Here is a 9,876-nt window from a genome sequence, read left to right as displayed (position 1 = left end):
CTCATCGCGCCCCGCAAACGAGCGCTGCTTGCCCTGCCCGGGGGTGCCGATCTTCCCCCAGTTCCACGACAGCGTGGTCCATCCAAACAGGTCCTCGCGCACCTCGACCTGCCAGCGTCGTGCGAGCCCGCGCGCCGGGTCGCGCGCTTCGAGCGCAAGCCGGCCGCCTTCGGGTGCCAGCAACTCGGTAAGCATCGTCTCGATGTCCATGGCTCCCGTTTTACACGCGCGCGAAGGCTGCGCTCCAACGCGAATTTTGAATCACCGGTGCCTCGGTGATTCACGCAGGCGATTACAGAATCGGCCACCGGGTGCGGACAACCGCCAGGACTCAAAGCACGGCCAGTTCTGGATGACACCGGCCGTTGCAAACGGTATTCGGCGTGCATGAGATCCCTGCTTTGTTTCCTGGGCCAGCACGAGCCCTCGCGCCAATCCATCGCGCGCGACAAGCACGGGCAGGACGTTGCCTTGTGCACCCATTGCGCGGTTCCCCTGGTCCGCGCTTCTGCGCGTCGCTGGCGCCCTGCTGGCCCTCGAGGTTTGTAGATTCGGATAAGGCTATGACGCCCAAGGGTGCCCGACGCCCGGCATCAGCGGATTGAACGGCCGATGGGAAGGCTCCGCTAGCCCAGGGGAACCCATTTACGTTGCGTTTATTTCGAATATGCGCTACGAAATTGCTCTACCACGGAAAGTTCTCATGACATTGCCTGCGCATTCCGAGCCGTTCGGCGGCCATATGCCGTCGGCTGATGACCGCCAGATCGCGAACCAGCTTCGCCGCATGCTGGCGGCCCAAAAGTCTGGTGAAGCAACCTTGCGTGTCCACGAGCCGGAATCGAAAAGGCCGGTCGAAATTACGCTCACGCCCGCCATGTCTGATCTGTTTTTGGAATTGCTGCGCCATATCGGCAGCGGCAGCGCGGTCACTCTCGTACCGATCCAGGAAATGCTGACGACGCAGCAAGCCGCCGACCTCCTCAATGTGTCACGTCCCTACCTAATCAAGCTGCTCGAGCAGGAGGCGATGCCCCACACTCTGGTCGGACGTCATCGCCGCATCCGGGCCGATGACGTGTTTCGCTACAAGGCGCAGCGCGATGATGAACGTTCGCGGGCCCTCGACGAACTCATCAGCGGCGATGCCGACCTAGTCTGACCCGTGTTCGCAAACCGCTACACGGCCCTCATTGATGCCTGTACGCTCGTCAGTGTCTGGCGGCGCAACTTGCTGCTATCGCTGGCCAAAGCCGAATTTTTTCGCGTCCGCTGGTCAGAGCCCGTTCTCAACGAGACCAAGGCAGCCCTGATCAAGATGGCGCGTGAGCGTAGTTTCGATGATCCTGAGGCGCGAGGGGTGCGAGCGGTAAAGGCCATGCAGTCGGCCTGCCCGGTGTCCGTCGTCGAAACATTTGGCGCAAAGTCAGTGGCAAGCGCCGATGTTCGATGGTTTGCTTCTTGATGTTGGCGCGCTGGGCGAGGATCTGCCGATCGCGGCCAAAGTAGGCGTCGGCGGGCGTCACATTGCCCAGGCTCTCATGGTAGCGCTGGTGATTATAGTGCTCGATGAACGCCTCGATCTGGGCTTCGAGATCGCCAGGCAGGTAGTAGTTCTCCAGCAAGATGCGGTTCTTCAGGGTCTGGTGCCAACGTTCAATCTTGCCCTGCGTCTGCGGTCAATGCGACGCTGGCTTCCTGGCCAGCGAAGGAGTAAACTCGGCCAGCGTCTCGGATGGAAGTCATGAGAGCGTACGCTCGTGAAGACATTCTGCGATGACCCCGCTACGGCGATGTTGCCCGCCAGGGCGGCATAGACGGTAAATCGCGAGGCACGCGCATTATGGCCCAAGTCCGTTTCCACTGTCATTCAACTGCCGGTTTTCAGGGGACACATCACGACCGATAGCGAACGCACACCCTGCGCGCCATGGATAAGCACGCCCTCGATATCGGCCGTCGCGGACGGACCGGTGTGGAAGCTCGCATAGCGATGTCGATGGAATTCCGGGCGGCGATAGGCCTCCTGAAGCGTCGGCACGATGGCGTCCGGCGCGAGCAGCACGACGAGATGCTGCGCCAGATAGGCCACCGCGTTCACGGTCAACGCCGTGTCCGGCAACAGCACGGAGCCCGTCTCGGCCACCCCGAATTCAGCGCGCACGATCGCCACATCCACATCGGCGAGATCATTGGGGGCACTGACCTGGGCGAGATCGCGATTGCCGCGATATTCCGGGACGGCGGAGGCGATCACGTTCGCCTGCGGGAACTGCGCGCGCAATATTCCCTCAATATCGCCCCCCTCGACGCCATGCCCCCCCATCGCTTCCAGATTGCGCAGGAACGGCTCGACCAATCCCCCTTCCGCGGCGAACGGGAAGATCGGCAACTCGGGCAGCGGATGGTCCCCTTGCGGCCGGTTCGCCCGCACCGCGGCAAGTATCGCGTCGCGCGCGCTCACGACGGCTCCTCCTTTCCGCCATTGGTTCGCTCATACCATTGGTGGAAAGTCTCCTTGGGCGCATCCGGCATGGCGCGTCCGCGTGCGGTCCAACTGTTGAGCGGATTGGCGACCATGAAGTCCGGGAGCAGCTTGAGCGTGCCTTCCGCCGTTGCGATGGAAGCGCGGTAAAGTGTCGGATGGGACAAGACCGTCCCGGCCGCTTTCATCATCGCCTGTTTGCTCCAACCGATGTCGTGACTTTCCGCCAGCACCTTGCGCCAGGCGAAGATCTGCTCGTGGATGTTGATCTTCACCGGGCAGACATTGGTGCAGGAGCCGTTGAGCGTGGAGGCAAAGGGCAGGCTCGAATAGCGCCGGCGGTCGAAGGAGGGGTCGAGGATCAGGCCGATCGGCCCGGAATAGGTCGCGCCGTAGGAGAGCCCGCCCGAGCGGCGATAGACGGGACAGGTGTTCATGCAGGCGCCGCAGCGTATGCATTTGAGGCTCTGCCAGAATTCGGGCTCGCCCAGACGCGCCGAGCGACCATTGTCGACCAGCACGATGTGCATCTCCCCGCCGTCACGCGGCCCCCGGAAATGCGAGGTATATTGGGTGATCGGCGAGCCCAGCGCCGAGCGCGACAGCAGCCGGATGAACACGCCCAGATCGGTGATGCGCGGGATCAGCTTCTCGATCCCGATCGAGGCGATGTGGAGCGGCGGCACATTGGCCGAAAGATCCGCATTGCCCTCGTTGGTGCAGACGACGAAGGTCCCGGTCTCGGCCACCGCGAAATTGGCGCCGGTCATGCCGGCGTCCGCCTCGAGGATCAGCGGCCGCGTCTTCTCGCGCTGCTGCTCGGCAAGATAATGGACGTCGTCGTTGGCGGGGTCGGTCCCGAGCTCCCTGGCGAACACGTCCGCGACATCGGACCGCAGCTTGTGGACCGCGGGCACGACGATATGGCTCGGCGCCTCCTCGTCGAGCTGCTGGATGCGCTCGCCAAGATCCGTTTCCACCACCTCGATGCCGACGCTCGCCATGTAATCGCGAAAACCGACCTCCTCGGTCAGCATCGACTTCGACTTGATCAGTCGCCGCGCGCCATGATCGGCGAGGATGCCGTGAACGATGCGGTTATGTTCCGCCCCGTCCCGCGCCCAGTGGACATGGATGCCGTTAGCCTTCGCCTGCGACTCGAACTGTTCCAGATAGTCGCCGAGGTTGGAGAGCGTGTGCTGCTTGATGGTGGAGGCGAGCTCGCGCAGGTCCTCCCATTCGGGCAGGCCATGCATCTGCCCGTCGCGCTTCTGGCGCAGGTCCCAGAGTCGTTCGTCGTGCATTTTCGCGTGACGGGGCGCATCGATGAAGCGCTGCGCAGCCTCATTGTGGTCGACGGGTTTGCGATGATAGAGCTTCGCGCCGCGGGGCTGCGGCTCCGGCGCGGGCGGCTGAAGCGGCCGGGATGTTGCTTCGCCATGGCTCAGACGCTCGCCGCCGCTACCGCGCGCGCCGCCATCGTCGGCCGTGTGCAGATCTTCGTGAAGCAGGGCCGGCAGGCCATCCTCTGCGCGGCGTGGTTCCTCCGATCCGCTCATGCCGCGTCTCCGTTCAGGATCTGGGCGATGTGGCGGAACTGGAGCGGGAGCCCGAGCCGCTCGGCGCACCCCTGCTGGTGCAGCATGCAGCTGCTGTCCGCCGAGACGACATAGTCCGCGCCCGCCATCGCATGGTCGCGCACCTTGTCCTGGCCCATCTTCACCGAGACGGCCGGCTCGAACACGCTGAACGTGCCGCCGAAACCGCAGCATTCATCCGGCCGCGCCTTCTCGACCAGTTCCAGCCCCTTCACCATGCGCAGCAGGTCGAGCGGTTTGGAGGTAGCCGGCTCGCGCCGCTCGGACATGCTGCCGTGGAAGAGGCCGCGCAGCGCATTGCAATTATTGTGGTAGCTCACCTTGTGCGGGAACTCGGCCCAGGGGAAGCCGTCCACCTTGAGCACGTCATGCAGGAACTCGACCAGCTCATAGGTGCGCTCGCGAACATGGCGCACCTCGTCGGTCTGCTCGATCGCGGTCATGTGACAGCGGACCTGATGCGCGCAGCTTCCCGAAGGCACCACGATGTAATCGAAGCCCGCAAAATTGCGGACGAATAGCGCCTCTGTCGCCTTGGCTTCGGCGTGGCAGCCCGAGTTGACCATGGGCTGGCCGCAGCAGGTCTGATCGAAGGGATATTCGGGATCGATGCCGAACCGGCGCAGCAGGTTCAGCGTCGCAATCCCGACCTCGGGTTCGAAGGCGTCGACATAACAGGGCACAAACAATGCGACACGCATAGGGTTGCCTCTCAATGCAGGAGATTGGTGCGGGCGAGATCGACGACCTCGTCGCCGCGACCGCTCATGATGGCCTTGAGCATATAGAGGCTGAAGCCCTTGGCCTGCTCCGCCTGTATCTTTGGCGGCATGACGAGTTCCTGCTTTGCCGTCACCACGTCGACCAGCGCCGGCCCGGGATGCGAGAAAGCAGCCTTCAGCGCGCCCGGCAGATCGTCGGACTCTTCCACGCGGAACGCCTTGATGCCGATCGCTTCCGCCATCGCGGCAAAGCTCGGGTTCTGGAGATCGGTGCCGGTATCGAGATAGCCGCCGGCCTTCATCTCCATGGCGACGAAACCGAGCGAGCCGTTGTTGACCACCACCACCTTCACCGGCAGCTTGAGCTGGGTGAGCGAGAGGAAGTCGCCCATCATCATCGCGAAGCCGCCGTCACCCGACAGCGAGATGACCTGGCGGCCTGGCTCTGCCGCCTGTGCGCCCATCGCCTGCACCATCGCATTGGCCATGGAGCCGTGATTGAACGAACCGATCAGCTGGCGCTTGCCGTTCATCGTGAGATAGCGCGCTGCCCAGACCGTGGGCGTCCCGACATCGGCGGTGAAGATCGCGTCATCGCTCGCGGTCTCGCTCACGAGGCGGGCCAGATATTGCGGATGGATGGGCCGGCCGCGTGACGAGGGACGCGCCAGATCGTCCAGCCCCTCGCGCGCCCTGGCATAATGGGCTTTCGCCGCGTCCAGAAAGGCACGGTCGCGATCCGGTCTGAGCTTGGGCAGCAGCGCGGAGATGGTCTCCCCGACATCGCCGATCAGCCCGAGCGAAAGCTGCGCGCGGCGGCCGAGCGCGGCGGGATCGCGGTCGATCTGCACGATCCGGGCCTTGTCCGGATAGAAATGGCGGTACGGGAAGTCGGTACCCAGCATGACCAGCGTGTCGCATTCGAGCATCGCCTGATAGCCCGAGGAGAAGCCGATCAGGCCCGTCATGCCGACGTCGAACGGATTGTCCCATTCGACATGCTCCTTGCCGCGCAGCGCATGGACCACAGGGGCGGCCAACCGGTCGGCGAGCGCCACCACGGCATCATGCGCGCCTTCGCAACCGCTGCCGGCGAGGATGGTCACGCGAGCAGAGGCGTCCAGCAATTCGGCCAGCTTCTCCAGTTCGGGCTGTGCCGGCAGCAGGCGCGGCTGGGCGAGCGGGGGGAAATCCGTTCGCGCGCCGGCGGGGGCGGGCTGCAGGGCGATGTCGCCGGGAATGACGATAACCGCCACGCCCTTGCGGCCGATCGCGGTGCGCATGGCGCGGTGCAGCACTTCGGGCATCTGGGCGGGATTGGAAACCAGCTCGACGAAATGGCTGCATTCACGAAACAGTTCCTGCGGATGCGTCTCCTGGAAATAGCCCAGGCCGATCTCCGATGATGGGATCTGCGCCGCGATCGCCAGCACCGGAACATGGTTGCGCTGGCAGTCGAACAGGCCGTTGATGAGATGGAGATTGCCCGGGCCGCAGCTTCCGGCGCACACCGCCAACTCCCCCGTAACCGCCGCCTCTGCGCCGGCGGCAAACGCGGCGGCTTCCTCATGCCGCACATGCATCCAGTCGATCCGGCCGATCCGCCGCAGGCTGTCGTTCAACCCGTTCAGGCTGTCGCCCGTCACGCCCCAGATGCGCTTTACACCAGCGTTGGCCAGCGTCTCCGCCATCAGATCGGCAATGGTCATGCTCATGCTTTACGTCTCCATGATATCGTGCCGATCACAGGCCCGGTCAGCGGTATGAAACACAATTCGTCGTCAATCGAGTGAATTGAATCCTTCTTATGCGGGACCAATGGCGGATTCAGCACGAGAGACGTGCCTTGGGGGATGGGGTCGCCCAATCATACAAGCTGCAAGACGATCAAATTGGACGTACGCTGGACAACGACGTCCCACCCACCTACCGCATCGGTTGCCGTTAATCCGGCCGCACAAGGAGCCGAGAGTGCCTTCTACTGTTTCCCAGGATGTCACGGCGCGGTCCCAGGCCGTCGATGCCCGGCTCACCCGCGCGGCGATCTTCCTGGTCGTCACCATGGGTGCGGGGCAGAAGCCAGAGGCCGCGGTGCGCGGGCTCTGCGCGATCCTCTCCTCGCTCGTGCGGGGCGTCGGGTTCCGGGCGGCGGACGGCGGGCTCTCCTGCATCATGGGGATCGGCTCGGATGCCTGGGACAGGCTGTTCGGCGAGCCACGGCCGAAGGAACTGCACCCGTTCCGGGAGATCCGCGGCGTCCATCACGCGCCCTCGACGCCAGGCGACCTGCTGTTCCACATCCGTGCCGCGCGGCAGGATCTGTGTTTCGAGATGGCGGCGCAGATCGTGAAACGGCTCGCCGGCGTCGCCTCGGTGACGGACGAGGTGCATGGCTTCCGCTATTTCGACGATCGCGACCTGCTGGGGTTTGTCGACGGGACGGAGAATCCGGTCGAGCAGGACGCGATCGACGCGACGGTGATCCAGCCGGCGGACGATCCGGGCTTCGCCGGCGGCAGCTATGTGATCGTCCAGAAATACCTGCACGACCTCGACAAGTGGAACGCCATTCCCGTCGAGCGGCAGGAGAAGATTGTCGGCCGCGAGAAACTCTCGGACATCGAGCTGGACGAGGCGACCAAGCCCAGCTTCGCCCATAACGTGCTCACGAACATCGAGGAGAATGGCGAGCAACTGCAGATCCTGCGGGACAACATGCCGTTCGGCGATGTCGGCAAGGGCGAGTTCGGCACCTATTTCATCGGCTACGCCCGCTCGCCCACACGCATCGAGCGAATGCTCGACAATATGTTCATCGGTCTGCCGCCCGGCAATTACGACCGTCTGCTCGACGTCAGCCGGGCGGTGACCGGCTCGCTCTATTTCGTGCCGTCGGCCGATTTCCTGGAAGCCGTGACGCCGGAGCCGCCCGCAGCCGGGGATGGCGAAGAGGGCGCGGCCGAAACCACGGCGCCATCGGCGCCGGCACCCGAACCCCAGCGCGCCTCGGATGGCTCGCTCGGCATTGGATCACTGAAAGACGAGGCAGGACATGAATAACCTTCATCGCGAACTCGCGCCCATCTCCGAAGCCGCCTGGGCGCAGATCGACCAGGAAGCGACCCGCACCCTCAAGCGCTATCTGGCCGCGCGCCGCGTCGTGGACGTGCCAGAACCGGAAGGGCCCACGCTCGCGGCCGTCGGCACCGGCCACACCAAGCCGATCGATGCGCCCGCCGATGGCGTCCAGGCCGTGCGCCGTGCCGCCAATGCCATTGTCGAGCTGCGCGTGCCGTTCACGCTGACCCGCGCCGCGATCGACGACGTGGAGCGCGGCTCGGAGGATTCCGACTGGCAGCCGCTCAAGGACGCGGCGCGCACGATCGCCTATGCCGAGAACCATGCCGTCTTCGACGGCTATCCCGCCGCCGACATGGGCGGCATCCGACCGGGAGCCAGCAACGAGGCGGTCACGCTGCCGGCGGCCGTCGCCAGCTATCCCGAAGCCGTGGCCCAGGCCGTCGATCGGCTGCGCCTCGCCGGCGTCGAAGGTCCGTATCGGCTCGTGCTGGGCGACGATCCGTTCACCGCGATCAGCGGCGGCAGCGAGGAAGGCTATCCGGTGCTGCAGCACATTAAGCGCCTGGTGGATGGCGACGTCGTCTGGGCGCCCGGCATCACCGGCGGCCTCGTACTGACCACGCGCGGCGGCGATTTCGAGCTGAAGCTCGGCCAGGACCTGTCGATCGGCTATCTCAGCCACACCGCAGAGGCGGTCGAGCTCTACCTGCAGGAGAGCTTCACCTTCCGGCTGCTGACGACGGAGGCGGCCGTAACGCTCGCGTGTTCCGAAGCATAACGTTCAGCATATGCGAGCAGGACGCAATTGAACGTCGAAATGGATTGGCAGGTGTCATCTTGCTAAGGGCGAACTCTGCCAAGGTGCTGTATCGTCGTGTCCTGGTCGGCCTCGGCCAGGCGGGTATTTCCGTGATCGCGGCGCTTATAGCCTATGCGTGCACGCTCTGGCTTGGGCTCCAGAATGGATTTTGGGCGTCGATAACGGCGATAGCGATCACCCAGGGAGGGTTCCATGCGACCGCCGATCTTGGTCGTCGCCAGTGTATTGGCGCGTCCATCGGCGGAATAGTTGGGTTGTGCTTTGCCATCGGATTCGGCCCCACCTTATGGGTCTATGCGATAGCGGTTCTTGTGTCGATCAGCGCCTGCGCGGCGATCAATCGAAGCGATGCCGGTCAGTTGGCCGGTATCACCACCACGGTTATCCTTCTCGTTCCCCATACGGACTCACCCGTCGATATCGCTCTCTCCCGCGTTTCCGAAGTCGCACTCGGCGCACTCTCCGGCGCCTGTGTCGTCTTGCTGGTACAACGCCTCAATTGTCGGTCAAGGTGAGCCAAACCGATATGAGGTGGCCCGTGTCTACCAGGCCCAGTCGGCCCGAAGCTGCGATTTTGGCCAAGCTGAAGAACGAATGTTGAACGTTCGTGCCTACCAGGACCGTTCGTCACCACCGATTTCGACGAAATCGAGCTGGTCACGCCATTCGAGTTCTATTTGAAGTGACCGCCCCTTTCTCCCCGATCGCGCCGCGTCGCCGCCCCGCGCTCGAACGCCGCGCCCTCGCCATGCTGCGCGGCGACGAACAGCATTTCCAGCCCCATGAGGATACGCCAGCCTCGGAGCCGTCGCGCCAGGCCGCAAAGTCGCAGGCCCTGTTCTTCGCCGAGCTGCGCCGCGTGGCGGCCCGTCACGGCATCGCCGTGCAGCCGCCCGGTTCGCGTCTCGTCGGCGAGGGGGAAATGCTGCTGCTGACATGGCTCGCGCAGGAACAGCGTATCACCAGCCAGGGCCGCGCCATCCCGGCCGATCCGCTGCTGATCGCGGCCGTCGCGCGCTGCGCTGGCCTGCTCGATGCGCTGGGCATCCATCTCGGCCCGAACACCCTCTACGGCGCCCGCCTGCGCGGAAATCACGCGAGCGGGGCCGGAGCCGCCCTATAGCGGCCGATAGGCGACGCCGATCCGGTTCTCGGCCGAGTTGCGCCGGC

At 64.5% G+C, this 9,876-nt stretch carries 11 protein-coding genes and 1 pseudogene; 6 read left to right on the top strand and 6 right to left on the bottom strand.

The features are described from left to right. Positions 1-210 (bottom strand): WGR domain-containing protein (locus JKF87_RS18050; protein ID WP_201101266.1); only part of this gene is annotated, 210 nt, incomplete at its 3' end. 493 nt (positions 211-703) lie between these two features. Between JKF87_RS18050 and JKF87_RS18045 the strand changes: the two genes are divergently transcribed. Next, entirely contained in the window at positions 704-1,162 is a 459-nt protein-coding gene (locus JKF87_RS18045; RefSeq protein WP_201101265.1) for a helix-turn-helix domain-containing protein, read from the top strand. Positions 1,163-1,165: 3 nt separating this feature from the next. After that, on the top strand, positions 1,166-1,465 hold the full coding sequence (locus JKF87_RS18040) for a hypothetical protein (protein WP_201101264.1): 300 nt from the start codon (positions 1,166-1,168) through the stop codon (positions 1,463-1,465). Here the strand turns inward: JKF87_RS18040 and JKF87_RS18035 are convergent. The 5 genes and pseudogenes from JKF87_RS18035 to poxB all read right to left on the bottom strand — a co-directional run. Further along, positions 1,434-1,679 (bottom strand): annotated as a pseudogene (locus JKF87_RS18035) (integrase core domain-containing protein); the annotation flags it as partial. The gene JKF87_RS18040 and the pseudogene JKF87_RS18035 overlap by 32 nt on opposite strands. Before the next feature lie 191 nt (positions 1,680-1,870). Next, complete coding sequence (locus JKF87_RS18030; RefSeq protein WP_184116862.1) at positions 1,871-2,464, bottom strand: LutC/YkgG family protein; 594 nt, start codon at positions 2,462-2,464, stop codon at positions 1,871-1,873. Continuing rightward, positions 2,461-4,044: a lactate utilization protein B gene (locus JKF87_RS18025; RefSeq protein WP_201101263.1), complete on the bottom strand. Its 1,584-nt coding sequence runs from the start codon at positions 4,042-4,044 to the stop codon at positions 2,461-2,463. Before JKF87_RS18025 ends, JKF87_RS18030 begins: the two co-directional genes overlap by 4 nt. Next, on the bottom strand, positions 4,041-4,784 hold the full coding sequence (locus JKF87_RS18020; RefSeq protein WP_184116860.1) for a (Fe-S)-binding protein: 744 nt from the start codon (positions 4,782-4,784) through the stop codon (positions 4,041-4,043). The genes JKF87_RS18025 and JKF87_RS18020 overlap by 4 nt, the downstream gene beginning before the upstream one ends. An 11-nt stretch (positions 4,785-4,795) precedes the next feature. Next, the gene (gene poxB / locus JKF87_RS18015; RefSeq protein ID WP_201101262.1) at positions 4,796-6,520 is read right to left on the bottom strand and encodes a ubiquinone-dependent pyruvate dehydrogenase; all 1,725 of its coding nucleotides are present in this window, start codon (positions 6,518-6,520) and stop codon (positions 4,796-4,798) included. A 256-nt stretch (positions 6,521-6,776) separates the two neighbouring features. Here poxB and JKF87_RS18010 point away from each other — a divergent pair, with 256 nt between their 5' ends. The 4 genes from JKF87_RS18010 to JKF87_RS17995 all read left to right on the top strand — a co-directional run bounded on the left by JKF87_RS18010 (position 6,777) and on the right by JKF87_RS17995 (position 9,829). After that, positions 6,777-7,865 (top strand): Dyp-type peroxidase, encoded by a 1,089-nt coding sequence (locus JKF87_RS18010; RefSeq protein ID WP_307418392.1) that lies wholly within the window; start codon positions 6,777-6,779, stop codon positions 7,863-7,865. After that, positions 7,858-8,664: a family 1 encapsulin nanocompartment shell protein gene (locus tag JKF87_RS18005; protein ID WP_201101260.1), complete on the top strand. Its 807-nt coding sequence runs from the start codon at positions 7,858-7,860 to the stop codon at positions 8,662-8,664. Before JKF87_RS18010 ends, JKF87_RS18005 begins: the two co-directional genes overlap by 8 nt. A gap of 83 nt (positions 8,665-8,747) precedes the next feature. Continuing rightward, positions 8,748-9,221 carry an FUSC family protein gene (locus JKF87_RS18000; RefSeq protein WP_201101259.1) on the top strand — a complete coding sequence of 158 codons (474 nt, stop codon included), beginning with the start codon at positions 8,748-8,750 and terminating at the stop codon, positions 9,219-9,221. A gap of 167 nt (positions 9,222-9,388) precedes the next feature. Continuing rightward, positions 9,389-9,829, top strand: a complete 441-nt coding sequence (locus tag JKF87_RS17995) for a hypothetical protein (protein ID WP_201101258.1) — start codon at positions 9,389-9,391, stop codon at positions 9,827-9,829. The last annotated feature ends 47 nt before the right edge of the window (positions 9,830-9,876 follow it).

Source organism: Brevundimonas nasdae (assembly GCF_016654005.1).
In the GTDB taxonomy this organism is placed as follows: Bacteria; Pseudomonadota; Alphaproteobacteria; order Caulobacterales; family Caulobacteraceae; genus Brevundimonas; species Brevundimonas nasdae.
Note: the sequence above shows the minus strand (reverse complement) of the source record. Positions and strands in the feature narration are given on the sequence as shown.

Coding starts and splice junctions, on each gene's coding strand:
- JKF87_RS18045 (WP_201101265.1), top strand. CDS start 704: ATGACATTGCCTGCGCATTCCGAGCCGTTCGGCGGCCATATGCCGTCG.
- JKF87_RS18025 (WP_201101263.1), bottom strand. CDS start 4,044: ATGAGCGGATCGGAGGAACCACGCCGCGCAGAGGATGGCCTGCCGGCC.
- JKF87_RS18020 (WP_184116860.1), bottom strand. CDS start 4,784: ATGCGTGTCGCATTGTTTGTGCCCTGTTATGTCGACGCCTTCGAACCC.
- poxB (WP_201101262.1), bottom strand. CDS start 6,520: ATGAGCATGACCATTGCCGATCTGATGGCGGAGACGCTGGCCAACGCT.
- JKF87_RS18005 (WP_201101260.1), top strand. CDS start 7,858: ATGAATAACCTTCATCGCGAACTCGCGCCCATCTCCGAAGCCGCCTGG.